The 26,912-nt window shown below is 71.0% G+C and carries 22 protein-coding genes; 15 read left to right on the top strand and 7 right to left on the bottom strand.

Going from position 1 to position 26,912, the window contains the following annotated elements:
• Window positions 1–181 precede the first annotated feature (181 nt).
• From B7K23_RS05240 to B7K23_RS05220, 5 genes are all read right to left on the bottom strand, one after another.
• Window positions 182–1,231 (bottom strand): glycoside hydrolase family 6 protein, encoded by a 1,050-nt coding sequence (locus tag B7K23_RS05240; RefSeq protein WP_143338101.1) that lies wholly within the window; start codon window positions 1,229–1,231, stop codon window positions 182–184.
• Between the two features lie 78 nt (window positions 1,232–1,309).
• Window positions 1,310–1,870, bottom strand: a complete 561-nt coding sequence (locus B7K23_RS05235) for a hypothetical protein (RefSeq protein ID WP_084125316.1) — start codon at window positions 1,868–1,870, stop codon at window positions 1,310–1,312.
• Window positions 1,871–1,989: 119 nt separating this feature from the next.
• Entirely contained in the window at window positions 1,990–2,349 is a 360-nt protein-coding gene (locus B7K23_RS05230) for a sterol carrier family protein (protein ID WP_084125315.1), read from the bottom strand.
• Complete coding sequence (purL, locus tag B7K23_RS05225; RefSeq protein WP_084125314.1) at window positions 2,349–4,676, bottom strand: phosphoribosylformylglycinamidine synthase subunit PurL; 2,328 nt, start codon at window positions 4,674–4,676, stop codon at window positions 2,349–2,351. The genes B7K23_RS05230 and purL overlap by 1 nt, the downstream gene beginning before the upstream one ends.
• Before the next feature lie 122 nt (window positions 4,677–4,798).
• The gene (locus tag B7K23_RS05220) at window positions 4,799–5,236 is read right to left on the bottom strand and encodes a hypothetical protein (protein WP_084125313.1); all 438 of its coding nucleotides are present in this window, start codon (window positions 5,234–5,236) and stop codon (window positions 4,799–4,801) included.
• A 124-nt stretch (window positions 5,237–5,360) separates the two neighbouring features.
• Here B7K23_RS05220 and B7K23_RS05215 point away from each other — a divergent pair, with 124 nt between their 5' ends.
• Both B7K23_RS05215 and B7K23_RS05210 read left to right on the top strand, forming a co-directional pair.
• A complete protein-coding gene (locus B7K23_RS05215; RefSeq protein ID WP_084125312.1) occupies window positions 5,361–6,185 on the top strand; it encodes a sensor histidine kinase in 825 nt (274 codons plus the stop codon).
• On the top strand, window positions 6,182–6,679 hold the full coding sequence (locus B7K23_RS05210) for a phosphoribosyltransferase (RefSeq protein WP_084125311.1): 498 nt from the start codon (window positions 6,182–6,184) through the stop codon (window positions 6,677–6,679). The genes B7K23_RS05215 and B7K23_RS05210 overlap by 4 nt, the downstream gene beginning before the upstream one ends.
• Window positions 6,680–6,689: 10 nt before the next feature.
• Here B7K23_RS05210 and B7K23_RS05205 read toward each other — a convergent pair whose 3' ends face one another.
• The gene (locus tag B7K23_RS05205; protein ID WP_084125310.1) at window positions 6,690–6,962 is read right to left on the bottom strand and encodes a Txe/YoeB family addiction module toxin; all 273 of its coding nucleotides are present in this window, start codon (window positions 6,960–6,962) and stop codon (window positions 6,690–6,692) included.
• Window positions 6,959–7,213 (bottom strand): type II toxin-antitoxin system Phd/YefM family antitoxin, encoded by a 255-nt coding sequence (locus B7K23_RS05200; RefSeq protein ID WP_084126176.1) that lies wholly within the window; start codon window positions 7,211–7,213, stop codon window positions 6,959–6,961. Before B7K23_RS05200 ends, B7K23_RS05205 begins: the two co-directional genes overlap by 4 nt.
• Before the next feature lie 405 nt (window positions 7,214–7,618).
• Here B7K23_RS05200 and B7K23_RS05195 point away from each other — a divergent pair, with 405 nt between their 5' ends.
• The 13 genes from B7K23_RS05195 (at window position 7,619) to B7K23_RS05140 (ending at window position 26,908) form a co-directional block, all read left to right on the top strand.
• A complete protein-coding gene (locus tag B7K23_RS05195) occupies window positions 7,619–8,275 on the top strand; it encodes a response regulator transcription factor (protein ID WP_084125309.1) in 657 nt (218 codons plus the stop codon).
• Between the two features lie 190 nt (window positions 8,276–8,465).
• Entirely contained in the window at window positions 8,466–9,251 is a 786-nt protein-coding gene (locus B7K23_RS05190) for an ABC transporter ATP-binding protein (protein WP_143338099.1), read from the top strand.
• Complete coding sequence (locus tag B7K23_RS05185) at window positions 9,248–11,218, top strand: FtsX-like permease family protein (protein ID WP_084125308.1); 1,971 nt, start codon at window positions 9,248–9,250, stop codon at window positions 11,216–11,218. Before B7K23_RS05190 ends, B7K23_RS05185 begins: the two co-directional genes overlap by 4 nt.
• Window positions 11,215–13,293 (top strand): ABC transporter permease, encoded by a 2,079-nt coding sequence (locus B7K23_RS05180; RefSeq protein WP_143338098.1) that lies wholly within the window; start codon window positions 11,215–11,217, stop codon window positions 13,291–13,293. The genes B7K23_RS05185 and B7K23_RS05180 overlap by 4 nt, the downstream gene beginning before the upstream one ends.
• Entirely contained in the window at window positions 13,290–15,281 is a 1,992-nt protein-coding gene (locus B7K23_RS05175) for an FtsX-like permease family protein (RefSeq protein WP_084125306.1), read from the top strand. Before B7K23_RS05180 ends, B7K23_RS05175 begins: the two co-directional genes overlap by 4 nt.
• Window positions 15,278–17,452 carry an FtsX-like permease family protein gene (locus tag B7K23_RS15435; protein WP_143338097.1) on the top strand — a complete coding sequence of 725 codons (2,175 nt, stop codon included), beginning with the start codon at window positions 15,278–15,280 and terminating at the stop codon, window positions 17,450–17,452. The genes B7K23_RS05175 and B7K23_RS15435 overlap by 4 nt, the downstream gene beginning before the upstream one ends.
• Window positions 17,449–19,593 carry an FtsX-like permease family protein gene (locus tag B7K23_RS05170; RefSeq protein WP_159451317.1) on the top strand — a complete coding sequence of 715 codons (2,145 nt, stop codon included), beginning with the start codon at window positions 17,449–17,451 and terminating at the stop codon, window positions 19,591–19,593. Before B7K23_RS15435 ends, B7K23_RS05170 begins: the two co-directional genes overlap by 4 nt.
• On the top strand, window positions 19,590–21,749 hold the full coding sequence (locus tag B7K23_RS05165) for an FtsX-like permease family protein (protein WP_084125304.1): 2,160 nt from the start codon (window positions 19,590–19,592) through the stop codon (window positions 21,747–21,749). Before B7K23_RS05170 ends, B7K23_RS05165 begins: the two co-directional genes overlap by 4 nt.
• Window positions 21,750–21,836: 87 nt before the next feature.
• Window positions 21,837–22,256 (top strand): rhodanese-like domain-containing protein, encoded by a 420-nt coding sequence (locus tag B7K23_RS05160; RefSeq protein WP_143338096.1) that lies wholly within the window; start codon window positions 21,837–21,839, stop codon window positions 22,254–22,256.
• Between the two features lies 1 nt (window position 22,257).
• A complete protein-coding gene (locus tag B7K23_RS05155; protein WP_084125303.1) occupies window positions 22,258–23,244 on the top strand; it encodes an acetylxylan esterase in 987 nt (328 codons plus the stop codon).
• A 160-nt stretch (window positions 23,245–23,404) separates the two neighbouring features.
• On the top strand, window positions 23,405–24,442 hold the full coding sequence (locus B7K23_RS05150) for a LacI family DNA-binding transcriptional regulator (protein ID WP_084125302.1): 1,038 nt from the start codon (window positions 23,405–23,407) through the stop codon (window positions 24,440–24,442).
• Window positions 24,443–24,544: 102 nt separating this feature from the next.
• Complete coding sequence (locus tag B7K23_RS05145) at window positions 24,545–25,867, top strand: ABC transporter substrate-binding protein (protein WP_084125301.1); 1,323 nt, start codon at window positions 24,545–24,547, stop codon at window positions 25,865–25,867.
• 63 nt (window positions 25,868–25,930) lie between these two features.
• Window positions 25,931–26,908 carry a carbohydrate ABC transporter permease gene (locus B7K23_RS05140; RefSeq protein WP_084125300.1) on the top strand — a complete coding sequence of 326 codons (978 nt, stop codon included), beginning with the start codon at window positions 25,931–25,933 and terminating at the stop codon, window positions 26,906–26,908.
• The last annotated feature ends 4 nt before the right edge of the window (window positions 26,909–26,912 follow it).

Raw genomic sequence — 26,912 nt, 5'->3', positions numbered from 1 at the left:
AGACACTGGTCCCGCCCCCATTGGCGCAAACGCTTACATTCAAGTTAGGGGCGACACCCGAAGCCAGCAACAATTGAATGGTTTCAATTGTGAAATCGTTACGTCCGCGTGATTTGCATGGATGGAGAGATTCGCGAGAAACCGGTTCTCTAGCAGGCGCTTCGGGGCGATCGTGCAGAGATCAGCCCGCGTTGGTCGCGAGCTCGAGCGCGATCTCGTCCCACCACGCGCCGGCCGCGGGCCCGCCGTTGCACGTCCCGTCGGACTCGCCGGGCACCTTGGCCCACACCGTGGCGATCATCCCCTCAGTCGTGCCCGTCAGCCGAGGGTTCTCGCCGAGCGCACGCCCGCGCGGGTTGCACCACTCGCCCGTCGACCCGTTGCCGTTGCGCGAGGTGTCGACCACGAACGGCAGCCCCACCTGCGCGGCGACCTGGTCGCCCCATGCCCGCTCGTCGGCCGTGGTGTTGTAGTTCGAGGTGTTCGTCGCGAAGCCCGCCAAGCTCCCCGTGCCGACCTGCTGGATCCGGCTCGCGATCTCGTCGGCCGACTGCCAGCCCGAGTGCCCGACGTCCAGGAACACCGAGGCCCCCGCATCGTCCAGGATCGTGGCGGCGCTCGCGAGGAAGGCGACGCGGTCGCCCTGGCCGTCGCAGTCGCCGAGGCTCGCGAGCCCGTCGGGCTCGAGGATGATCCAGGTGGTACCGCCCTCGGCGAGGCTCGCGGCCACGCGGCGCACCCAGTCCAGGTACTCGTCCTCCTCCGCGCCACCCGCGCTGTACAGGCCGCAGTCGCGCCCGGGGATGTTGTAGACGACGAAGAGCGCGATCTCACCCGCCGTGGTCGCCGCCTGGGACACGGCCGCGGCCTCGGCGATCGCGTCGTCCCCGCCATTGAGCCATACCGCGATCGGCTGCGACGCGATGCGCTCGATGAGCGCCGCGTCCGCGTCGCGCCCCTCGTCCCGCGCGCGCTGAAGCGCGGTGTCGACCTGGTTGGGGGCGTCGTAGAAGGACGATGCGGCAGTCACGGCGTCGTTGCTCATGCCACCATCCTGGGTCCCGGCGGCCGTCGCCTCGGGATCTGGGGTCGACGAAGCGGTTTCCTCGGGCGACACGGACGATGCGGTGGCCGAGTCGGTGCTCGGGGACGCGCTCACCTCGACCGAGGCGTAGCTGCACCCGGTCAGCAGCGCGACGGCGACGGCGAGCGTTCCCAGGCGACGCAGCATCGTCTCCCCTCCCGGCGGCCACCCCCGGCCGCGCGGCACCATCGTGGCACAGCGACGGGGCGCGGCGCCTGCCCGCTGTCAGTCGAAGAGCGCCTGCCACCCGGGGAAGTCGACCACGGCTGCGGTCACGGAAGGCATGTCGCTCTCGCTGACGTTGAACACTCCCGTGACGGTCTGCGCGACCGGATCACGATCGAGCTCGAGGAGGTCGAGAGTCTCGTTCGAGAAGCTCTCGACGAAGATGCCGACGTCCTCGATCGGCACACCGAGCTCCGAGGCATCGACCACGAAGGTCAGCCTCGTGACGTCTCCCGTCATGCCGACATTCACCGTCTCGGTCAGGATCGCGGCCGAACCGTCCCAGCCCGCATGACCGCCGCGAGAGACGCGCACAGTGGCCTCGCCCCCGGACGCATCCGTGGCAATGACCGTGATGTCACCCGTCTCGGTCACGGTGCCGCCCGCGACCTCAGCCGACCCTGAGGCCTCGGCGGCCGCGGTGCCCGAGGCGGCACCGGGCGACGAGGACGATGCGGGGGCCGAGTCGGTGCTCGCGGACGCGCTCACCTCGACCGAGGCGTAGGAGCACCCGGCCAGCAGCGCGACGGTGACGGCGAGCGTTCCCAGGCGACGCAGCATCGTCTCCCCTCCCGGCGGCCACCCCCGGCCGCGCGGCACCATCCTGGCACACGGAGCCCTCGGAACCAGGGACCATGCGGTGGTCACGGATTTCTCGCCGACCGCGCCCCTGGGGGGTGTCAGGCGAGCGGCAGCAGGGCGCTCAGGTCCGCGCGCTCGCCCGAGGCCTGCAGCACGCCCGAGGCGACCGCATCGTCCCAGGACTGGGACCCGGTCGCGAGCGCGAGCCACGTCGCGGCGTCGGTCTCGATCACCGCGGGCGGGGTGCCGCGCGTGTGCGTGGACCCCTCGATGCACTGGACCGCACCGAACGGCGGCACGCGCACCTCGACCGAGCGGCCGGGCGCACGCGCGCCGAGCTCCTCGAGCGCGTAGCGCACGGCCATCGCCAACGTGGCCCGGTCGACATCGGCATCCGCACGCCACGCCTCCACGGCGGCGCGGCCGGCCCCGACCGGGATGCGCCGGCGGGCGGCCATCAGGCGAAGCGCTCGGGCAGCGTGGCCTTCCAGGCGTCCTCGATCTCGGACAGCGGCAGCGCGAACAGGCCCTGGAACTCGAGCGCGGCCTCGGAGCGCGACTCGCGGTCGTAGGTCACGCCGACGCGCAGCGCGGGGACGCCGCGGGCCTCGAGCATCGCGGTCCAGCGGGGCTCCTCGGTGCGCGGCACCGACACGAGCACACGGCCCTGGGACTCGGACAGCAGCGCCTGCGCGGCGGTGACGCCGTCGCGCTTGCAGACCTCGTCCACGACGATGCGGGCGCCCACCCCGTAGCGCAGCGCACCGAGCGCGGCGGCGGCCACGAGGCCACCCTCGCCCACCTCACGCGCGGCGTCGATCAGGCCGTCGCGCGACGCGGCCACCATGACCTCGGCGAGCGTCTTCTCGTGCGCGTAGTCGACGACCGGCGGGAGGCCGCCAAGGTGGCCCTGGAGGGACGCGAACTGCGAGCCGTCGAGCTCGTCCTTCGTGGTGCCGAGCAGGTAGAGCACCTGGCCACCCTCGCGCCAGCCCGAGGGGGTCGCGCGCGTGACGTCGTCGAAGACGCCGAGCACGCCGACGATCGCCGTGGGGTTGATCGACGAGTCGATCTTCCCGGGCTCGCCCGTACCGTTGTAGAGCGAGACGTTGCCGCCCGTGACGGGGACCTCCATGGTCTGGCACGCGTCGGCGAGGCCACGGATGGCCTCGGCGAACTGCCACATCGAGTCGGGGTCCTCGGGCGAGCCGAAGTTGAGGCCATCGGTGATCGCGACCGGGGTCGCGCCGGCGATCGCGACCGCGCGGTACGCGGCGGCGAGCGACTGGCCCGCGCCGTTGTACGGGTCGAGCTTCGTGTAGCGGTCGTTCGAGCGCGTGGCGATCGCGACGCCGCGGCCCGTGGCCTCGTCCACGCGGATCACGCCGACCGTGTCGGGGCGCGCCATCGCGGTGTTGCCCTGCACGTAGCGGTCGTACTGGCTCGTGACCCACGAGCGATCCGCGAGGTTCGGCGACGCGAGCAGCTCGACGGCGGCGGCGCGCAGCTCGTCGGGGTCCTCGGGGAGCGACGGGGCGTGGTCGGCCTGGAGACCGTCCATCCACTCGGGGCGCGCGAACGGGCGGTGGTACGTGGGGCCCTCGTGCGCGACGGTGCGGGGGTCGACATCGACGATGCGCTGGCCGTGGTGGTCGATCGTGAGGCGACCGGAGTCGTTGACCTCGCCGACCACCGCGGTCTCGATGTCCCACTTGCCGGTGATGGCCAGGAACTCGTCGAGCTTCTCGGGCGAGACGACCGCCATCATGCGCTCCTGCGACTCCGACATGAGGATCTCGCCGGCGTTCAGGGTGGGATCGCGCAGCAGGACGTCGTCGAGCCACACGTGCATGCCGCCCGAGCCGTTGGACGCGAGCTCCGAGGTGGCGCACGAGATGCCCGCCGCGCCGAGGTCCTGGATGCCGGTCACGACGTCGGCCGCGAACAGCTCGAGGCAGCACTCGATGAGCACCTTCTCCATGAACGGGTCGCCGACCTGCACCGACGGGCGCTTGGCGGGGACGCCGTCCTCGAAGGTCTCCGACGCGAGGATCGAGGCGCCGCCGATACCGTCGCCACCCGTGCGGGCGCCGAACAGGACGACCTTGTTGCCCACGCCCTCGGCCGAGGCGAGGTGGATGTCCTCGTGCTTCATGATGCCGACGCACAGGGCGTTGACCAGGGGGTTGCCCTGGAAGCACGAGTCGAAGACCACGCCGCCGCCCACGTTGGGCAGGCCGAGCGAGTTGCCGTAGCCGCCGACGCCGGAGACGACGCCGTGGACCACGCGCGCGGTGTCGGGGTGATCGATCTCGCCGAAGCGGAGCTCGTCCATGACGGCCACGGGGCGCGCGCCCATCGCGAGGATGTCGCGGACGATGCCGCCGACGCCGGTCGCGGCGCCCTGGTAGGGCTCGACGTAGGACGGGTGGTTGTGGGACTCGACCTTGAACGTCACGGCCCAGCCGTCGCCGATGTCGACCACGCCGGCGTTCTCGCCGATGCCGACCATGAGGTGCTTCTTCATGTCCTCGGTGGTCTTCTCACCGAACTGCTTGAGGTGCACCTTCGAGGACTTGTACGAGCAGTGCTCCGACCACATGACGGAGTACATCGCGAGCTCGGCCGCGGTGGGACGACGGTCGAGCAGCGAGACGATGCGGTCGTACTCGTCGGCCTTGAGCCCGAGCTCGGCCCAGGGCATCGCCTCGTCCGGCGTCGCCGCGGCGTTCTCGACGGTGTCGGGCACGTGCGCGGGCGCGGCAGGGGTGGTGGTCTCGGTCATGGGAGAAAGTCCTCACGGGAGTGTGTCCGGCGATGGATTACCGAATAAGCGTACCTGCGCGCGGGCCCACCCTTCCGCCCTCGTGAGGAACGCCCCATCTCACCAGCCCCGGGGACCGGAGGTCAGCCCGCCTCTGCCTCCGGGGCGGCGAGCGCGGCCACAGCGTCGCGCGCGGTGCGCAGCACGTCCTCCCACACCCGACCGGGCGCAGTGACGTGGAGGTGGACGTCTGCCTCCCACGTGAAGCCATCGGAGCCGACCCGCTCAGCGATCGCCGGGCCGAGTGCCTCGAAACGCGAGCCGAGCGCGGCGGGCGCCTGCTCGGAGATCAGCAGCACATGGGTGTGGCCGTCGAGTCGTGAGGTACCGCAGTCCGAGATGAGCGCCCGCACGCCCGCGACAGGGTGGGTGCGGGTCTCGAGCGCCTCGCCCGGATGCCTTCCTGGAAGCGCCGCGAGCGGCGCGTCCGTCTCGATGCCAGGGCTCCACGATGCATCGTCCTCAAGGGCGCCCGCCAGTGCGGCGAGGAGGGCGTCGTTGCCCTGCGCGTCGTCTCCCATGCCTCATCCTTCGTCACGAACCGGTGGTTCTATAAGAACTCACGTCGAATCTTTCTGCACCCGGTGCCCGGAAATGTCGCGCGACGCCCTCGGCGGGCGCGAGGCGCGGGCCTAGGGTGGCCTCATGCTCTGGCTCGCGTGGGTGGTCGCCGCGGGCACCCTCGTGCTCTCGGCGCGACTGTGGCTCCGACTGCGGACCGAGGTGCGTCGGCGCGAGGAGCTCGAGGAGGCCCGCGAGCGCGAGGCCGCCGCCGCGCAGGAGCTCGCCGCCTCGACCGAGCGCGCACGCATCGCACGCGAGATGCACGACGTCGTCGCCCACACGCTGTCGGTCGTGGTCGCGCAGGCCGACGGCGGGCGCTTCGCGGGGCGGACCGATCCGGACGCGGCGCTCAGGAGCCTCGACACCATCGCGGACGTGAGCCGCGCCGCCCTGACCGAGATGCGCGCCCTGCTCGGCGTGCTGCGCGAGGGCGATACCGAAACCCAGATGGGCCCGCAGCCGTCCCTCGCGGACGTCCCCGCGCTCGTCGCCTCGACGCGCGAGGGCGGCCTCGACGTCAGCTACGTCACGACCGGGACCCCGCGCCCAGTGCCGATCGGCGCGGGACTGGCCGTGTACCGCATCGTCCAGGAGGCCCTCACCAACGTCCTCAAGCACGCGGGACCGTCCCCCAAGGCGTTCGTCCAGCTGCGATGGGAGGACGACGGGCTCACCGTCACGGTGTCGGACGACGGCCGCGGCGCCGCGGCGAGGGGCGATGGCAACGGCTCCGGGATCGCGGGGATGACCGAGCGGGCGAGCGCGTTCGGCGGGTCGCTGTCGGCCGGGCCCAAGGCCGGGGGTGGCTTCCTGGTCCGCGCGCGTCTGCCTCTGGGACCGCGGGAGGGTAGCCTCACGTCATCGCCGGCGACCACAGCCGGCCCTACCCCGGGAGACGACGCATGATCGACGAGCGCGAGGTGCTCACCTGGCAGGGCTACGGCGACGCGTCGCGCGAGCTGGCGCAGATGGTCGTCGACGACGGCTATCAGCCGGACGCGGTGGTCGCGGTCGCGCGCGGCGGGCTGCCCGTCGGAGGCGCGATCTCGTACGCGCTCGGCACCAAGGGCGTCGGCACGCTCAACGTCGAGTTCTACACGGGCATCGACGAGCGCCTGCCCGAGCCCGTCCTGCTGCCCCCGCTGCTCGACACCGACGCGATGAAGGGCCTCAAGGTGCTCGTCGCGGACGACGTCGCGGACACCGGCGAGACGCTCGCGCTCGTGAAGAAGCTCATGGAAGCGCACGCCGCCGAGGTGCGCACCGTGGTGCTGTACGCGAAGCCGCGCTCCGTGATCGACCCCGACTACGTGTGGAAGCGCACCGACAAGTGGATCACCTTCCCGTGGTCGGCGCTGCCCCCGGTCACGCCTGGAAAGCCGCACCCCGAGGAGGGGTAAGCCCTCTGCGCTACTCGTAGTGGAAGCGGCAGGCGGCGATCCGCAGCTCGTCCCCGACCACCTTGTAGACGAGCCGATGCTCAGCCGTGATCCTTCGCGACGAGTAGCCGCTCAGGCCGTGCTTCAACAGCTCCGGCTTGCCAAGACCGGCGTTCGGATCGCCCTCGTCGACCCCTCGAAGGATGTCTCGTACCAGCAGGTTGATGCGCTTGAGAACCCTACGGTCGGCCTGCTGCCAGTGGAGGTAGTCGTCCCACGCCGACTCGTCCCAGACGAGCCTCACGCCTCGACCAGGTCCTGCTCCGTTCCGCCGCCGGCCTCGAGTCGCTCGATCGACGCGAGCAGGCGCCGCGCGTTCGCGGGGTTCTGCAGGAGGTAGGCGGTCTCCTTGAGGGACTCGTACTCCTCGAGGGAGACGATCACGACGGGCTCGTGGCCGGCGCGCGTGATGACAACCTCCTCGCGATCGTCCACGACCGAGTCCAGCACGCGCGCGTAGTTCTCCCGCGACTGCGAATACGACATGGTCTTCATCTCGGCCTCCTTGTACAGAAAAGCGTACGTCCGCGCGTTCGCCTCGGTCAACGTCATTCGACCGTATGCAGCCCTCGCGTGCATCGTCCCGCTATCCACAGTCCCGATCCCTCACCGACCCCGTCACCGCACATTCCTCCCCAAGGCTCCACGACGGCTCCGGGGACTCCCGCATTCCTCTGCGTGTTGTCCACCCAGCCCTCACAAGTCCTGCGTTCCTCAGAGCGTGGTGTGCCCATGGAGACGGCTGCAGCCACCCATGAGACCGCTTCGGCAAGTCCTCGTTGGCCGAACCGCACGGAGAGGCATGCAGGGACCGCAAGCAGACCTGCAGCCACACGGAGAGGAATTCAGGGCTGCAGGGTGGGGAGAGGCAGGGCTGGGGTGACCGGGCATACTCTCCCCATGACCATCCGAGTCGCGCTCGTCGACGACCAGCAGCTCATCCGTGCGGGCTTCCGCATGGTCGTGGACTCGCAGCCCGACATGGAGGTCGTCGCCGAGGCCGGGGACGGCGCGTCTGCCGTCAGCTCCCTGCTCGCGCTCAGCCCGCCCGCCGACGTGGTCCTCATGGACGTCCGCATGCCAGGGATGGACGGCATCGCGGCATGCGAGGCGCTGACCGCGGCCTCGGACGCCAAGGTCGTCATCCTCACGACGTTCGACCTCGACGAGTACGTGCTGTCCGCGATCCGCGCGGGGGCCTCCGGGTTCCTCCTCAAGGATGCGCCTCCCGAGGACCTGCTCAGCTCGATCCGCACCGTCCACGCGGGCGACGCGGTGATCGCACCGTCCTCCACGCGCCGCCTGCTCGACCGCGTCGCCGCGCTGCCCGAGCCCACCGACGACTCGCGCCTGGCCGACCTCACCGACCGCGAGCGCGAGGTGCTCACCCTCATGGCGCGCGGACTCAGCAATCAGGAGATCTGCGCCGAGCTGTTCCTCGCGGAGCCCACGGTGAAGACCCACGTGGGGCGGGTACTCGCGAAGCTCGGCGCTCGAGACCGTGTGCAGGCCGTCGTGATCGCCTACGAGACGGGACTCGTCGCGCCGCACGCGTGAGCCCCCCACCCCCGCGCCACGGGTCGACGATCCTGACGGTTGCGGGGCCCTCGTCCCTCCCACGTCGACGATCCTGACCCTGCACATGCGAGGACGATGCGGGACCCAGGTCCGTCATACCTGGGTATGACCGCAAGTCCATCCCCCAGGCCGACGCGGGCACCAGGTGCCGATCGATAGTTTCGTCTCCATGAAGGGGAATTCGGGGGAATCCTCGGCGGCCGCAACGCCGCCGGTCGAGGCGCCGCTCGCGCTCAGGTCCAGGGGGCTGACCAAGGCATACGGGGCAGGCGCCTCGACCGTCATCGCCGTCGATCACGTCGATCTCGACATCCCGGCAGGGGTCCTCACCGCCGTCATGGGGCCATCCGGTTCCGGCAAGACGACGCTCGTGCACCTGCTCGCCGGGCTGGACAGGCCCGACTCGGGCCAGGTCTGGGTCGGGGACGACGAGATCACGGCCATGCGGGACAGGCAGCTCGCGAAGGTGCGGGGCCGGATCGTCGGCTTCGTGTTCCAGGGCTTCAACCTGATGCAGACCATGAGCGCACGCGACAACATCGTGCTGCCGCTCAGACTCAACGGCCTACCGCAGGATCCGGAGTGGTTGGACGCGCTCATCGAGATGCTCGGCATCGGCCGAGAGCTCGAGCGCAAGCCCTACGAGATGTCGGGTGGTCAGCAGCAGCGGGTCGCCATCGCCCGCGCGCTGATCACCCGGCCCCGCATCGTCCTGGCCGACGAGCCGACCGGCAACCTGGACACGCACGCGAGCGCCGAGGTGCTCGCCCACCTTCGCGTCTCGTGCCGCGAGCTGGGCCAGTCGGCCGTCATGGTCACGCACGACCCGACCGCCGCGTCGTACGCGGGCCGCGTGCTTCTCTTCGCCGACGGCAAGGTCGCCGGCCACGTCACCGACCCGACGCCCGAGGCGGTCCTCGCAGGACTCGACGCCCTCGCGGGGGTGGAGCGATGAGGCACCTCAGCTGGATCGCGGTCGGCGTCGTGGGCGCGCTCCTGGGCTGGGCGCTCGGGCCCGTCTGGGCCGAGTCGACCGGCATCTACAACGCGGTGCTGCCGGGCTCCTACTCCCTGGTCTTCCTCGCGATCTACGCGCCGCTTCTCATCGCGCTCGGCGCAGCCGTCGCCGGCACGCTCGATGCCGCGCACCTCGCGACCCGCCGCGCAGAGCTGGCCGCGCTGCACGCGCTCGGTCAGCCGCGCTCGTCGCTCATCGGGCGCGAGGTGCGCCGGTCGGCGGTCCGCGCCTCGATCGCCGCCGGCACCTCGCTGGTCCTCGGCGCCGCGGCGGTGCAGCTCTGGCTCATTGCCCTCCGCGGGACCGCGCTCGTGCCCGTCGACTGGTGGGCCGTCGCCGACCTCGCCGTCTCCTGGCTGCTCCTCGTGGTCTCAGCGACCCTCGGCACGTGGTGGGCCGCAGTGTGGGCGACGCGGCCCGGGTCGAGTCCCGCAGACTCCCCGCCCGGAGCATCCGCCTCGGACGAGGTCGGCGCCAAGCGCCGCCCCCGCTGGCCATGGTTCGCGCTCGCGTTCTCGGTCGCGACGATCGGGACGATGCTGATTCCGGGCATCACGGATTCGACCAACGGTCTCGTGATCGCGTTGGGCATCGCCGCGTCCCTCTCGCTCTACCTGCTGATCCCGGTGCTGCTCGTGTACTGGGGCTCGGGCCTCGGCAACCGGATCGTCCGCCGGCTCGGGCGGGCACTGGGGACCCGCAGCGCAGGAGGAAGCGCCCGCTCGCTCGCCGCCGACGCGCTCGTGCGACCGGCGCCTCTCAGGGTCGCCGCGCTCGGAGCCGTCGGCCTCGTGGTGGCCATCGCGACCGGGGCCGGAGTGCTCCTCAACGGGATGGCAGCGCGTAATGACCTCGCCCAGGCGATCACGCCGGACGCCTACGTCTCGACCGTCAACTACTACGGGGACGTCTACGGCCAGGGCGACCCGTGGACCGGCACGGGCTGGGCGCCCGCGCTCGACGAGGACCTCGTCGCAAGCCTCGAGGCCGACGAGCGGCTGATCGTCGTGCGCGCCGCGACCCTCGTGACCGAAGAGACCCCGCTTCCCGAGAGCTGGGGAGCCGAGGAAGGCACCATGCAGAGCAGCGAGACGCTGATCGCTCTCGCGCCGGACGCGCTCGATGCCATCAGCGCAGACGGGCTGCGCCCCACGTACCTCGACGATGGCGTCGCGATCGGCGGCGCGAGCCTCGTCGCGCTCGGTGACACCGTGGTCGAGCTCGACACTCCATCAGTCTCCGCACCGTTCCTCGCCATCGATCGCGCGTGGGCAGAGGACACCTTCGGCCCGAGCGCGGACTCGACGCTGCTGCTCTACGTCGGCGCCACGCTGCCCGACGGCTCAGCGAAGCCGGAGCAGGATTCTGAGGTGCAGCAGATCCTCGCGGACCACGACCTGGAGGACGCGATCGTCTCGGTCACGAGCTCGGCGACGGTGATGTACGGCGACGGCGAGCGGGTCGACCTCGGCAACCTCACAGTCTTCGGCGGCCCGTTCCTGCTCGCCGCCGTCGGCATCGTGATCGCGCTGTCCGCCGCGACGCAGCGGCTGCGGGCCCGGGAGCACGCGACGCTCGTCGCGCTCGGGGTTCAGGCGGGCACGCTGCGGGCCGCCGCGGCGATCGAGGCCGGCGTCGTCACCGCGGTCGGTGCGGCCCTCGGGCTCGTCGCCGGCACCGTGCTCGGCGCGTTCCTGTCCGCGCTCAACGGCGCGGGAGGGCTCAGCATCCGCGCCTGGAACGTCGGCTACGACCTCGCGCAGGCGCCCTGGGCTGCGCTGCTCGCACTCGTCCTCGCGTCGACTGCGCTCGCTGCGGGGATGGCCGCGCTGGTGAGGTTCCGCGCAGAGGCGCGCACCCCCGCGGAGCAGCTCCGCGACGCCGACAAGGAGGGCGTGCGATGAGCCGTGTCATGGGCTGGATCCCGGCCGGCTTGATCGGAGTCGCAGGGGTTCTTGCTGGACTGGCGTTCGGCGTCATCCGCAACGGCGACCTGGGCAACGCGGGCGAGGCCTTCCTCTCGATCCTCTTCACGACACTTGCGATCGGTCTGTACGGCGGGGCTCTCGTGGCGCTGCCGCTCGCGACGGTCGCGTTCATGTTCCGCAGGATCTCGCTTCGTTCCGACTCCATCGCATGGCGGACGATGCTGGACCTGGGGGCGGATCGGGGCACGATCGTGCGCGACCAGACCGTCGACGGCCTGCGTCGCGGGGCGCTCACCACCGGCGCCGGTGTCCTGATCGGCTTGGTCCTCGCGATGACCGTGCCCTACTTCCGTCCAGCCGACGAGGGCGTCGCGCTCCCCAGCCTCTACGCGCTCGCCGGGATGGTCGCGGCGTACGTCCTGCTCGTTGCCGTCACGGGCGGCGTCCACTGGCTCGCCGCCCGCTCGGCGACCCGCCCGGGGCCAAGGCCAGGCGTCGCGACGGGGCTCGAGGCCGAACCACCCGCTGACCGAGCTCGGATGAGCCGCTGGACATGGCTCCTCATCGTCGCGGTGGCCTTCAGCGCGGGGATGCTCACGGCCGACCGCTTCGCCCCGCTCCGACCAACCTCGCCGACCACATCGGCTCAGGTCTGGCTCGAGAACACCTTCACCGGCTTCGAGGTCGTCGCGAACCTCGGCGGCCTCATCCTCGCGGCACGCGCCATCGCGTGGGCCACCCGCCGGCTCGCCGCGACGCTCGGCCGCGTGCTTGCCCGAGCGACGGCGAATCGTCCCAGTGGGCTGGGCCTCGCGGCGCAGATCGCGGCCGACGGCCTCACGCGCAGGTCAAGCCTGCGCTCCCTCGCGACCGGCGCGATCGGCGGCGTGATCGCGATCGCCGCGCTGTCCTCGGTCGTGAGCTCCGTCGACGCCGCCGAGAACGAGGTGGATGCGGCCTTCACGATGGACTACACCGTCGCGACCGTCGCCTGGTGGACGGACACGTCCCTGCCCAGCGGCGCCGTAGACGACGCGATCGACCCGGCCGTGCTGGAGGCGCTGCTCGCGGACGACTCCGTGATCGCCGTCCCGTATGGGGTGCTGCTCGACGACCCCTTCGACTGGTCGTCGACAACCGAGCACTCCGGTGGCGCCGTCCTCACCGGTTCCGGCACGTCTCGCGCCTCGACTCTGGTCGTCGACCCGGCTGACCTCGAGGTTCGCCACTCCGACGGCCTGCGGCCGGTCGGGCTTCAGGACGGGACGGCCACCGTCGGATGGGGAACCCCGCCTTGGGACGAAGCGACGTTCTCGGACGGCCGAGACGACCTGTTCGGCCTGTACGGCTCGGACGCCTCGGCCTTCGTGACCCGTGCCTGGGCAGAGGAGGCCTACGGTGCGGTGCCCGTGGTCGGCGTGATCCTCTGGCCCGCCGACGCCGAGCTGCCATTGAGCCCTGACGGCCTGATCCAGCGCGGAGAGCTCTGGGGCGAGGACCTTGCGACGCTCGACGCGGCGGTCGACGCCGCCGGAGGCGACGAGCTCGCCACGTACGTCTCGGACGGGTCGGGCACCCAGAAGTTCGCGTCGGGCTTCGTAGGCGCGCTCACGGTTCTCGCGATCCCGCTGTCGGTCCTCGGGATCGGACTCGTGGTGGCCCTCGGCAACGCGTCGGTGCGCGACCGCCGTCGTGAGTTGGCAACGCTGTCCGCACTCGGGGCCTCGCCTCGGGCAGTCCGAACCGCGCCCGCGATCGAGGTGGCGACGACCGTGCTCGCCGCGTGCCTGGTCGGGATTCCCGCCGGGACACTTGTGGCCCTCACGCTGTACCACCCGACCCTTCTCCAGGCAGGCGCTCCCCTTGACCTGAGCAACACCCTCTGGATCATGGGCTGGGATCTTGCCCATGCCTCGTTCGGGACCCCTCTCGCGGTGGGCGCGGCGGCGCTCGTCGTATCGACCGCGGCGGCGCTACTCGTCGGCTCGTGGATGGCCCGAGGCACCCCGGTCGAGGAGCTCCGCACCGCCGACAAGGCGGGCGTGCGATGAAGATGGCGCACGTGCCGCTCGGGATCCTCGGGATTGCGGGCGTCCTCGCCGGGATCGCGACCGCGGTCTCGCTTGCAGGCACCTCGATCGACACCTGCGGGCGCGCATGCGTCGAGTGGGACTACGACGCCGAGACTGCGATCGCGCTCGTGGGCGCGACGCTCTTCCTGCTGCTCCCTGCTGCGCTCCTCACGTACGCCTTCCGAGTGATCGGGATCCGCCCGGATGCAGACCGGTGGCGAGTCGAGATGGCGCTCGGAGCCTCGCGCGACAGCATCGTGACCGCCGAGTTGCTGCGCGGGCTGCGCCACGGTGCCGCCGCCGGCGGCATCGGGCTGGCCTGGGGCATCGCCGCCACGCTCGCGAACCCCGGAGTGCGCCCCGAGAACCTGAGTGGGGCTGCGCTGGCGCTCGCTATGTACTCCTTCGGCTTCCTGGTGGTGCTCGTGGCCGTGAGTGGTTTCGCGTACCAGGCGGCGGCGTCCAGGGTCACCGCGACCGCGCCCTCCGCCGAGCATGCTCCGACCCTCGAGTCCGGCACCGTCGAGAATCCGAGCCGCCTGCAGCGCCGCATCGCTCTCGGAGCCATCGCGGCAGCTCTCGCGTTCTTCCTTGTCGACCGGACTTGGCCTGGCATCGCATGGCCTGGCGGCGACGTCACGTCACTCGCCGCGACGATCGCAGTGTGGATCGCTTTCGGGACGTTCGCCGACCTGTTGCTGCTCTCGCCGCCGCGCTGGCTCGCCGTCGCGCTCGGCCGAGGTCTCACGGAGTTCCTCGGGGGGTTCTCGCGCAGTATGGGGACCGCGCTCGCGATGGCGACGGACGCGCTCGGACGCCGCTCGGCGCTGCGCCGCCTCGCCACCATGCTGACGACGCTGCTCATCGGGATCGTTGCCTTCACCACCACGACGACCGAGCTCGCCTCCGCGCGCGACGCCTCGGAGGCTCCGTTCTCGTACGCGACCGTGCTGACGACGCTCACCTGGGAGGAGTCGCTGCCCGCGGGGGTCGTCTCGAAGGCCCTTCCAGACGATGTGGTGGCCACGCTCGAGTCGGACGCTCGCGTGGTCACGGTGCCGGCGGGAATGATCGTCACCGGCGCTGAGGACGGTCGCATCGGCGGCAGCGTCGACGGAGCGGGTGACGGCGGCGAGGTGGTGCTCGTCGTCGCGCCGACCGACCTCGCCGAGATCTCGGCAGAGGGGCTGCGCCCTGTCGGACTACAGGATGGCACCGTCACCTCGGGCGACGCCGAGCTGAACGACCTCGGGGCCAGTGCCGTGGCCGCTCTCGGCGGCACGACCGTGTTCAAGGTTCCCTCGACCTACGTCGAGCCCATCGCGACCCGCGAGTGGGCCGAGTCCGTGTACGGAGACGTTCCCGCATCGTCCCTGATGCTGTGGCCCGCCGACGCGGCCCTGTCCTACGAGGACGCGGGTACCCTCATGGACCAGGTCCTCGCCGACGCGGGCGCGGAGGTCGACGGTCACGTTCTCGCGGGCGGGGCGGACCGCTCGGACCCGTCGTGGACGGAGTCCCTGTGGCTCGCGATCGGCGCCCCAGTTCTGATTCTGGGTGTCGGGCTCATCGTCGCGCTGGGCGCTTCGTCCGCGCGCGACTCACGTCGCGAGCTCGCGACCCTTGCGGCGCTCGGCGCCTCGCCCCGCGCGCTGCGACTCATCCCTGCGCTCGAGTCTGCGCTCACGATCACCGGGGCCACCGTGGTGGGGACGCTCAGCGGCACCGTCGCGTCGGTGCTGTGGAACCACCCGACGCTGCTCAAGTCAGGGGCGCCGCTCGACCCGTCCGAGACCCTGTGGGGCCTCGGGTGGGAGCTCGGTCACGCGCCGTGGATCGTGGGCCTCGGGGTGGGCTCCGTCGCACTGATGGTGGCCGTCGCCGTCTCCCTCGTCCTCGGCCTCAGCATGTCCCAGGGCACGCCGGTCGAGGAGCTCCGCACCGCCGACAAGGAGGGCGTCCGATGATCCGCCAGCTCATGCGCGAGCAGTTCCGCACCCACAGGACCTACCTGCTGTGGACGACGACACTGCTCACGGTCGCCGTCGCCATGGCGTCGTTCGCGACGTTCTCCGCCACGCAGGCAGTCTCTGTCGAGCGCCACATCGAGGCCGCGTACGGCATGGACGGCTCGTGGCACGGCTTCGCGTCCTTCGTCTCCTGGGACGAGCCCGGTGAGCCGGACCCCATGACGACAAGCGAGGTGGCGGACATCGTCGACGCCGCGAACGCCGAGGGCGCGGGCGCGACAGCGCTCACGACCATCGACTCGATGGTGTCGTCGCTCCCCCTCGCGGACCGCGACGTCGACTACGAGAGCCCGGACTACGAGTGGCCGCTGTCAAGCGGCGCCGCACTCGTCGGCGAGCCCGACTGGGGTGCGCTGCTGCTCGACGGCGACGCACCCGAGCCTGGCGAGGTCGTGGTCAGCGCGACATGGGCCGACGAGCTCGGCGTCGGGATCGGCGACACGGTCTGGGCCTACGCAGGACTCTGGAACGGTGAAGACGACGTCGAGCCGCTCGAGGTGGATCTCGGCGCGCTCACCGTGAGCGGCCTCGTACGCGACTCGCTCAGCGATGCCTACTGGGCGTCCACCTACGACTACCTCCTCAACTGGGACACCGCGGGGGAGTTCGCCGCAACGGTCACCGAGGCGAACCCCACCGCCGCGCAGGACATGTCGCTCATCTACCAGGCCGAGATCAGCGCCGACGTCAGGACGCCCGCACTCGACACCGTCAGGGGAGGTGGCTCGTACTCGATGTTCGGCTCGATCACCGCGCCGATCGCGCAGAACCTCGCGATCGCGGCGGGCATCCTCTCGCTCGGCCTCATCGGCATGGCGTTCGCGGTCGGCCGGTCACAGGCACAGTCCCGCACGGGCTGGGTCGCGACGGCGCGCGTGCTCGGAGTGCGCCGCTCGTCGATCGTCGCCGCAACGATGCTCGAGGTGCTCATCGTCGGCTTCGTCGCCGGCGCGCTCGGTGCGGCCACGGGCGCCGGGATCGTGACATGGGACTGGGCCCGCCGCACCGCCGCGCAGCCCGACGCCTTCGTCCCCGCCGGCGTCTCTCTGCCCTGGTGGGCGTGGCTGGCGATGCTCGGGCTCGCACTGATCGTCGCAGGCGTGATCGGAGGCATCCCCGCCTTCTGGGCCGCGCGAGTCGCTCCGGCCGCGGCGCTCAAGCCCGTCACGCCAGCGACTCAGGCGGAGGTGTCGCGCACGGTGCGGGTCTGGCCGCTCGTCGTGATCTGGCTCGCCACCTCGGTCCCGTTCCTCGTGCTCTTTCACGGCGGTATCGACGTGGACGGCCAGGGGTGGGAGGGATGGGTGGGCGCAGCGGTGCCGGTACTCGGCCTCGCGGCGCTGATCACGACCGCCGCGGTCACGATCGAGATCACTCGTCGCGCGGTGCGCGTCGTCTCGCGACGGGTGGCCGCGGGCACTACGCCGTGGTCCATCGCAGCGGGGCATGCGTTGGAGGGACGGCCCCGCCAGGCGTCTGGGCCGGCGTCCGTCATCGCGCTCGCCGTCGCCGCGACCGTGAGCCTCACGACGTGGGTCGCTCTCGCCAACTGGGCGGAGACCAGCACCTGGACCCTCGATGGCTCGACCGCGGATCTCGGACCCTTCGCACAGTTCCTCATCGACGGCTTCGGCTTTGAAGACAGCTTCGGCGGGTCGGTGCTGATGCTGACCGCGATCGGTTCCGCGATGCTCGTCACTGTGGCGCTGGGAGCATTCCTCTCGCTGAGGCATTCCACCAAGGATGAGGCTGACGCGAGCTCCGCGCTCGGGCTCGATGCGGGCGCCGCACGCACCGCAGCGGCCGCGCAGTTCGGCATCCCGCTCCTCACTGGCGTGGCGGTCGGGGTCGTCGCAGGCGTGACCATCGCCGTCTCGGTGTTCTCCTACTGGCTATGGGCGCCGACGGAGATCGACGCCGACGGCTCGGGCACCTGGGAGACCTCTGCCACCATCGGACCGTGGTGGGCTTTGACCCACCTCACCCACGCCATGTGGCCCGTGCTGATCGTTGCGGGGATCGTGGTGGCGTGGGTCGGGGTCGGCGCCGGTGTCGCGGCGCTCACGACGCGCGTGGCGGCGCGCCCTCTGGAGAGGACCGCCGCATGATCGGCCAACTCATGCGCGAGAACCTCCGTGCGCATCGGACCTACCTGTTCTGGACCACTGCGCTGCTCGCACTGACGATCGGGCTTACCTCCTACGTTGCGCTCACCGCGGCTCAGCACAGCACTGTCGCCGACTACGTGGCCGAGGCACACGGCGTGCACGGATCATGGCGGACGCAGGTCGCGGTCGGCGACCCCGACACCGACGGGGCGGGCGACGCAGAGGTGATCACGCGCGACCAGCTCGCCGAACTCCTCGAGCAGGCCACGGCCGAGGGCGCGGGAGTGTCCGCCAGGACCGAGATCCTCCTCACCCTCGGGTCGGAGCTCGAGACCGCGACGTACGTGTCATCGGACTCCGCCGACTGGAACACGACGGCGACGACCGGCGCGGTCGACTGGGACACGCTGCTCCTGACCGGCGACGCGCCTGCGACGGGCGAGATCGTCGTCGACGCCGCCTGGGCGGAGGACAACGGCATCGCCGTGGGCGACGCGCTGACCGCAGGCACCCTGTCCGCATACGACCTTGACGGATCGGTCCCCCTCTCCACGCTGACCGTGAGCGGCCTGCTACGCACCCCAGTCGTAGGGGAGTACGAGGTGTGGCAGGAGCAGGCAATCATCAACTGGGACACCGCGCTCGACCTCGCGGAGGTGGCGGCCGTGGCCGGAAGCCCGGAGTCAGGCACGCTCCAGGCGGTGTCGCTCTACGCCGAGCGCGAGACACCCGCGCTCGCCACCGTGACGCGCACCGCCGTCTGGGACCCGTACGACGCGACAATCGCGTACGGGGTGGAGTACTACGCCCTAGCGGCCGGCGTGCTGGTGGTGGGGCTGATCGGCATGGCCTTCGCGGTGGGTCGGTCCCAGGCGCAGCAGCGTGTGCGATGGGTGGCAACCGCCAGAGTGCTCGGCACGCGTCGGGCGACGATCGCCGCAGCCACCGTGACGGAGACGGTCGCGTGGGGGACGCTCGCGGGCGTAGCAGGACTCCTCGGGGCATATGCCGTGACCGCACTGCAGTGGGAGGCGCTCGTCGCCGCGAACCCCGAGGCGCTGCTGCCTGCGCATCTCTCGCTTCCGGTGTGGGTGGTGCTCGGCCTGGTCGCGCTCGGGGTGCTGCTCGCCGCCATCATCGGCGCGATCCCTGCCTTCTGGTCGGCGCGCGTCGCCCCGACCGCCGCGCTCACGGCGGTGACACCTGTCTCGTCAGTGCCCGTCTCGCGAACGGCTCCGCTCTGGCCTCTGCTGGCGCTGTGGACCGTATGCTCCGCGGGCACCCTCCTCGGCGTGCATGGCACCCCCGGCGATGCCGGCTGGTCGGTCCGCGTCGCCGAGGCCCCCGGCATGGGAGTCGTCGCCGTGGTGACCTACATCTGTGCGGGCGTCGTCACCACGATGCTGGTGGTGGAGCTCGTCCGGCGCGCCGTCGCTGCCGTCGCTGTGCGGCTGTCGCGTGCACGACGGCCGTGGGCCCTCACCGCCGGTTCCGCACTGCTCGCTCGACCGGCGCTCGCCTCAGCCCCCGCGGCGGTCTTCGCGCTCGCCACGACAGTCGGTTCCGGCTTCGCGACCTACCTTGCGCTCTACGTCTGGGCCTACGACACCCAGGCCGGGACCTCGAGCGCGGACCCAGCGGTCCCCTTCCTCGGTCCGTTCGCCTTCCCGAGCATGGGCGCATCGCTCAGCACGGGCTACGGCACGCAGGCACGCGTGACCGCGCTCGTCGCGGGCCTCCTGGCGCTGGCAGCGCTCGCCGCGTTCGTGTCGTCGAGGAGCGCGCATACCGACGAGGACCGTGCTGCCGCAGCCATGGGGCTCGATGCTCACGCTGCTCGCCGCGCGGCCGCGCTCCAGTTCGGTGGACCGCTCGCACTTGGCACGCTGCTGGGCGGCCTCATCGGGCCGTGCCTCGCCGCCGCACTGTTCAGCTACGACTATGTGCTGCACGACGCCGCATGGAACGTCACCGCTCTCGCCCATGTGGGGCCAACCTGGGCGTTCGCGCACCTTTCCCACGCGACATTGCCGGCCGCGCTGATCCTGACCGTCATGCTCGCGTGCGTCGCAGCGGGCGCCGCGATCGTCGCGGCCACCACCCGCGTCGCCGCCCGCCCGCTCGAAAGGACGCCCGCATGATCGGCCAGCTCCTGCGCGAGAACCTGCGCGCGCATCGGACGTATCTGACCTGGACCACTGCACTGCTGGCACTCGCGGTCGGGTTCACCTCCTTCACGGCGTACGTCGCCGCGCAGCAGGCCTGGATCGTGGACTACGTCGCCGCCGCCCACGGACAGGACGGCGAATGGTGGACGAACGTAGGCATCGGCGACAGCACAGCCGCCGCAGAGGTGTTCGACTACGCGACGATCCTCACCCAGGCCGAGCTCGATGCGCTGGTCACGCAAGCGAACTCCGACGGGGCCGGCCTGGTCGCCACGATGGAGGGACCCGCCGAGCTCGCCGCGGTCGGGACCTCACCCGACCTGTCGCTCTTCAGCGACCGCACCACGATCTGGAACACGCTCGCGATGACCGGGGCGGTCGAATGGGACGCCCTGCTCGCCGCTGGAACGGCCCCCGGCAAGGGCGAGGTGGCGGTCAGCGCGACGACCGCGAGCGCACTAGGCCTCGAGATCGGCGACACACTGCGCGCCGGAACCTGGAGCGGGAGCGACGGCGACGAGTTCGTCGAGCTCGGCACGCTCAAGGTGAGTGGCCTGCTCAGGCCACCACTGGAGGAGCGCTACGCGGTCTGGCAGGAGGAGGCGATCATCGACTGGGACTCGGCCCAGGAGCTCAGCGCGCTCGCCGCCCAGGAGGCGGGAATCGGCACCGACTACGACGTCGACGGCGTCGCGCTGTTCGCACAGCACGTCACGCCTCAGCTCGCCGGGCTAGGAGCGTCCCGGCCGCCGGGTGGCTGGTACGAATCGACCGGCGTGTGGGACCTGAGCTATCTGATGCTCGCCGCCGGCGTGCTCGCCGTCGGGCTTCTCGGCATGGCCTTCGCCGTAGGTCGCTCCCAGGCGCAGGCACGGATGCGCTGGGTCGCGACCGCGCGGGTGCTCGGCGCACGACGCTCCACGATCGTCGGTGCGACAGTTCTCGAGACGCTCGGAGTCGGCCTGCTCGCAGGAGTGGTCGGCGCCGCCAGCGCCTACGCGCTTGTGGTGCTCGACTGGGAGCGTCTTGTCTCCGCGAACCCTGACGCCCTGATCCCGCCGCACGCATCGATCGCTCGCTGGATCCCGCTCGCGATGGTGGCGCTCGCCGTGGTCATCGCGGCGATCATCGGCGCGATCCCGGCCTTCTGGTCAGCAAGGGTCGCGCCCGCTGCCGCGCTCAAGCCGGTCACACCGTTGACGGAGGCACGGCTCTCGCGCCTCGTGCCCATGTGGCCGCTGCTCTCGCTGTGGGGATTGTGCGCCCTCGGCGCGCTCGTGCTCGTGCACGGCATCCCCGGAGACCAGGGCTGGGCCAACGAGGTATCGCAGACCGCAGGGTTCTGGGCGCTCGCCTCCGTCGCGGCGATCGCGGCCGGCCTCACCTCCGTCGCGCTGACCGTCGAGATCACGAGGCGCGCCGTGTCCCGTCTCGCCACGGCACTGTCCCGCGCGAGGCGTCCGTGGCTGATCGCGGCAGGGACCGCGCTCGCGGGGCGACCCGCCGTCGCCTCGGCGCCCGCCGCGGTCCTGGCGCTCGCGGCGACCCTGGGCGCGGGGCTCGCGACGTACGTGGCCCTGCTCGGGTGGGCCGATCAGGGCAACCCCTACCTCGCTTCCAGCACGCCGCAAGGGCAGTGGCTCGGCCCCTTCGCGTTCGCCGCAAGCTCCGCGACGGGCTCCGCCTCTGGCGCTCAGGGCGTCCTCGCGCTGATCGTCGGCGGGCTGCTCGTGCTGGTCGCGCTCGCCGCCTTCCTCTCGGCACGCGCGTCGACCGTGGCCGAGGATCGTGCTCAAGCCGCGCTCGGACTCGATGCCGGCAGTGTCGGTCTCGCCTCCGCCGCTCAGTTCGGGCTTCCGCTCGCACTCGGGACGGTGGTCGGCGGCGTCCTCGGAGTCGCTGGAGGGGCGGCGCTGTTCAGGACAACGCTGTTCGAGTTCGATGCGCAGGGTTCCGTGTCCGCGCGCACGGAGGCGGGTGCGGCGTGGGCATTCACGCACCTCACCCACGCCGTGCTGCCGACGTTCTTCGTGATCGCCGTGCTGCTCGGGACGATCGCGCTCGGCTCGCTCGTCGCGGGAATGGTCGCGCGCGTGGGGACACGACCACGCGCGAGCCTGGGCGCCTGAGCCCAGGCCCCTCCCGCATCGTCCCCGTCCCGCATCGTCCCGCCCCCGCCACTAGGCTGGCGACGGATCGAGACAAAGGAGTTGACCGTGGCCGACTACGCAGGGGACATCACGCCGCAGCAGGCGTGGGAGATGGTCGAGGACGGCGCGGTCCTCGTGGACGTGCGCACCGCGGCGGAGTGGCAGTGGGTGGGCGTGCCCGAGACGGCCGCCGCTGGCGAGGCACCGGTCTTCGTGGAGTGGGTGACGTGGCCGGGTGGCGCGCAGAACCAGAGCTTCCTGACGCAGCTCGCCGACGCTGGCCTGACCGCCGACGGCGACCGCCCCATCGTCTTCCTGTGCCGCTCGGGGCAGAGGTCCATCGCGGCGGCGACCGTGGCGACGGCGGCGGGTATCGGCCCGTCGTACAACATCGTCGGCGGCTTCGAGGGCGGCCCGGACGAGGCCGGCCACCGCGGCTCGACCGCCGGCTGGAAGGCCTCGGGGCTGCCCTGGCGCCAGAGCTGAGGTGGGCGCCTACGACCTCCCGCTCGCGGAGCTTCGCGGCTACCGACCCCAGATAGCCGAGCCCGCAGACTTCGACGAGTTCTGGGCCTCGACCCTCGCCGGCTCGCGCGCGCTCGCCGAGCCCCCGACCGCGACGCCGGTGGACGCGGGGCTGCCGCGGATCGCGTTCGCGGACGTCTCCTTCAGCGGCTTCGGCGGCGACCGGATCCGCGCGTGGCTGTCGCGGCCCGCGGGCGTGGATGAGCCGCTGCCCGTGATCGTGCAGTTCCAGGGCTACGGCGGCGGCCGAGGGCTGCCTCACGAGCACACCCTGTGGGCCTCGGCGGGCTACGCGCACCTCATGGTCGACACGCGCGGCCAGGGCGCGGCGGGCTGGGGCAGCGTCGGCGACACCCCCGACCCGCACGGCTCGGGACCCTCGCACTCGGGCTTCATGACGCGCGGGATCCTCGACCCACACGAGCACTTCTACACGCGCGCCATGACCGACGCGGCGCTCGCCGTGGACGCGACGGCGGCGCTGCCGGGACTCGACCCCGACCGGGTCATCGTCGCGGGCGCGTCCCAGGGTGGCGCCCTCGCCACGGCCGCCGCGGGGCTCCACGACCGCCCGATCGGGCTGCTCTCCGACGTCACCTTCCTGTGCCACCTGAGGCGCGCCGCGGACATCGCCGACACCGACCCCTACGGTGAGATCCGCAGCTACCTCGCGGGACATCGCGACCGGGTCGACCAGGTCTTCCGCACGCTGAGCTACATCGACGTCGCAAACCACGCGCGCCGAGGCCGGGCGCCCGCGCTGTGGTCGGCCGCGTTGATGGACACGATCTGCCCGCCATCGACGGTGTTCGCTGCCTTCAACCGCTACGGCGAGCTCGGAGGGGATCCCTCGAAGGCGATCGAGGTCTACGAGTTCAACGACCACGAGGGCGGCGGAGCGTTCCAGGTCGCACGGCAGCTGGAGTTCGTGCGCGGGCTGCTCGGCTGAGCGCGGCCGGGCGGTGAGGAGGCGAGACGCTCCACCACCCCCGAAGGTCACGAAACGGTCACGGCCGACACTCAGGGTTGCAATGTTGCCGAAGGAAACCTAATGTCGAAGCATCGAAGCGCATCGATGCCTTCGACACGACGAGACAACGGGGTCCGAGATGGCGACAGTGGATGACGTGGCGAAGGCCGCGGGCGTATCCATCAGCACCGTCTCGTACGCGCTGAGCGGCAAGCGAGCCATCTCTCACGAGACGCGGGACCGCGTCCTCAAGGCCGCCGCCGAGCTCAACTACCAGCCCCGCGCCAGCGCGCGAATGCTCGCCGCCAACCGTTCGCACATCCTCGCGGTCACCGCCCCGCTGCACGAGGACACCGATCACTCGGTCCACATGCAGTTCGCGATGGAGGTCACCAAGGAGGCCGCCGAGCTCGGCTACGACACGCTGCTGCTGGTCCACGACGACGCGATGCAGAGCATGCGCCGCGCTGCCGCGACCGCGCTCGCGGACGGCGTCGTCGTCCTCGACGTCGATGCGGACGACCCCCGCGCCGATCTCGCCCGCGCCCTCGACTACCCGGTCGTCTTCATCGGCATCCCCCACGACGCGACCGACCTCATGTGCGTGGACATGGACTTCGAGCAGGCCGCCCGCATGGCCGTCGACCGCCTCGCGGACGCCGGCCACACGAGCATCGGCCTGATCTCCCACCCGCGCGTCACCGTCGAGCGCGGCTCCAACTTCCCTCTCCGTTTCCGGGACGCCTTCGTCGCACGGTGCGAGGAGCGCGGCCTCGACCACGCAGTCGCCTACCCTCGCGAGCACTCCGCTCGCGAGGCCGTCGACAACCTGCTCTCCGCGTTGCCGAACATGACCGGGCTGGTGCTCAACACCAGCTCGGACGTGGCGGCCGACGCCTCGCCAGCGCTCGCCGCGCACGGCTTGTCCATCCCCCACGACGTCTCCGTCGTCGCAGCCGGGGCCGCCTACCCGACGCACCGCCTGCCGGTGCCGCTCGACAGGATCCCGCTCGACGCGCAGGCGTCGTGCACCGCCGCGGTGGACCTGCTGGTCGCCGCCATCGACAGGGGGGAGCGCGAAGCCCGCACCCTCCTGATCCCGCCCGAATACCAGGACTTCGGCTCCGTCCGCGCCCCCGTGGACAGCGCCGAGAAGGCGGCCCAGCACTTGGTCTGAGAACCATCGAACCTAGCTGGATCGTCAGCATCGTCGAAGCGCTTCGACGGCGATGCGGAACCCCAAGGCCCGCGAGGCCGACTACAAGGAAGTAGGAGAGACATGAAGCACCGCACTGGAGCAGCGGCCGCCGCGCTCGCCATCGGCGCGCTGGCCCTCACGGCCTGCTCATCCGACGGCGACTCCACGCCAGCGGCCACCAACGCAGACGGCTCGACCGACTGGACCGGCACCACCCTCACCGTGATGCACTACGAGGGCGAGGAGTCCGCGATGGGCATCGCCTGGGCGAAGGCCATCGAGATCTTCGAGGAGGAGACCGGCGCCACCGTCGAGCTGCAGGAGACCGCGTTCGAGGACCTCAACGCCTCGGCCGAGCAGCTCTTCGACTCGTCCGACGCTCCGGACGTGTCCGAGTACAACAAGGGCAACGCGACCGCGGGCCAGCTCGCCGCGATCGGCGTCATCCAGAACCTGGACGACGCGTACGCCGAGTACGGCTGGGCCGACATGCTCGGCGAGGGCGTCGACACCATCGCGATGTACGACGAGGACGGCGTGATGGGCTCGGGCTCGTTCTACGGCGTCCCGAACTACGGCGAGTTCGTCTTCATGTACTACAACCAGGACATGTTCGACGAGTACGGGCTCGAGATCCCGACCACCATGGACGAGCTCGAGGCCGCGATGCAGACCTTCGTGGACGCCGGGGTCACCCCGATGACCACGTCGGCTCAGGAGTACCCGATGGGCCAGCTCTGGTACCAGCTCGCGCTGAGCGAGGCTGACCGCGACTGGGTCAACGCGTACCAGCTGTACACGGACGTCGTCGACTGGACCGGCACCGAGGTCACCACCGCGAACACCACGCTCGTCGACTGGCTCGACAAGGGCTACATCTCCTCCGAGGTCACCGGTATGACCGCCGAGGACGCCGGCCTGCAGTTCATCAACGGCGACTCGCCGATCTTCTACTCGGGCTCGTGGTGGTACGGACGCATGCTGTCCGACGTCACGGACTTCGAGTTCACGATCGCGAACTTCCCCGAGACCACCCTCACCCCCGGTTCGGGTGGAAACATCTGGGTGATCCCGGTCGAGTCGAAGCAGCCTGAGCTCGCTCAGATCTTCATCGACATCACGATGCGCCCCGAGGTCCAGGCGCTGCTGGGAGAGTCCGGCGGCCTGCCGGTCGCGGCCGACACCTCCGACATCACGGACGAGGACGCGCAGAAGCTGATCGAGGTCTTCAACGAGGTCAACGAGCGCGACGGCCTGTCGTTCTACCCCGACTGGCCGACGCCTGACTTCTACGGCGACCTCAACTCGGTCATGCAGGGCCTCGTGAACGGCGACTACGACGCCGACTCCGCGGCGGCGCAGCTCGAGTCCTACTACGAGGACTACGTCTCCACCGTCCGATAACCACCCCTCTGACGGCGGGGGTCGGGTCGACAGGCCCGGCCCCCGCCAGAGACGGACCCCCCTATGTCTTCCTCCCTCCCCCTTGTGCGCGAGAAGCGCCCCAAGAAGCGCCCGGCGGAACCCGCGCGGATCCCGGAGCGCCAGGGCAGCAAGCTCGGCTACTGGCTCTACTTCATCCCCGGCGCGATCGCCGTCGGCGTCGTCATCTTCTACCCGCTCGTCCGCAACCTGCGCCTGAGCTTCTTCCACTGGCGCGGAGGCCGCGCCGAGGAGAGCTTCGCGGGCCTGGAGAACTGGATCGCCCTGTTCGGCGACGAGGAGTTCCTCCAGTCGTTCCAGAACATCTTCCTCGTGATCATCGCCATGGTGATCGTGCCGACGCTGCTCGGCCTGGTGATCTCGGCGCTGCTCTTCGACGTGGTCGGCCGCCGCTTCAGCGGCAAGCTGTCGAGCTTCCTGCGCGCCACCTACTACCTGCCGCAGATCCTCCCGATCGCCGTCGCCGGTGTGATGTTCAGCTGGATCCTCAAGCCGAACGAGACGGGCGTGCTCAACCAGTTCCTCTCCGCCATCACGGGCAACGAGGTCACGATCAACTGGCTGGGCGGCTCGTACGGCACCGCGATGGGCTCGGTCATGGTCCTCATGATCTGGATCCAGATCGGCTACCCCGTCGTGATCTTCATGGCGGCCCTGGGCCGCGTCGAGCCGCAGCTGTACGAGGCCGCGGAGCTCGACGGCGCCAACTGGTTCCAGCGCTTCCGCGCGATCACGCTGCCGATGATCCGGCCCGAGGTGTTCGTGGTCTCGCTGACCACGACGATCGCGGCGCTCAAGGTCTTCGCACCGGTCTTCATCCTCACGGCCGGCGGACCGAACAAGTCCACCTACGTGCCCTCGTTCTACGCGTACAACGAGTTCATCAACGGCACCGACAAGGGCTACGCGGCGACGATCGCGTCGGCCATCACCATCGTCGTGTTCGTGGTCGCGGTGATCTTCATCCGCGTGCAGAACGCCGCCGAGAAGAAGGAGGCGTGACGTC

The organism is Demequina sp. NBRC 110054 (assembly GCF_002090115.1).
GTDB lineage: Bacteria > Actinomycetota > Actinomycetes > Actinomycetales > Demequinaceae > Demequina.
This window is presented reverse-complemented; position numbering and strand designations above follow the sequence as displayed.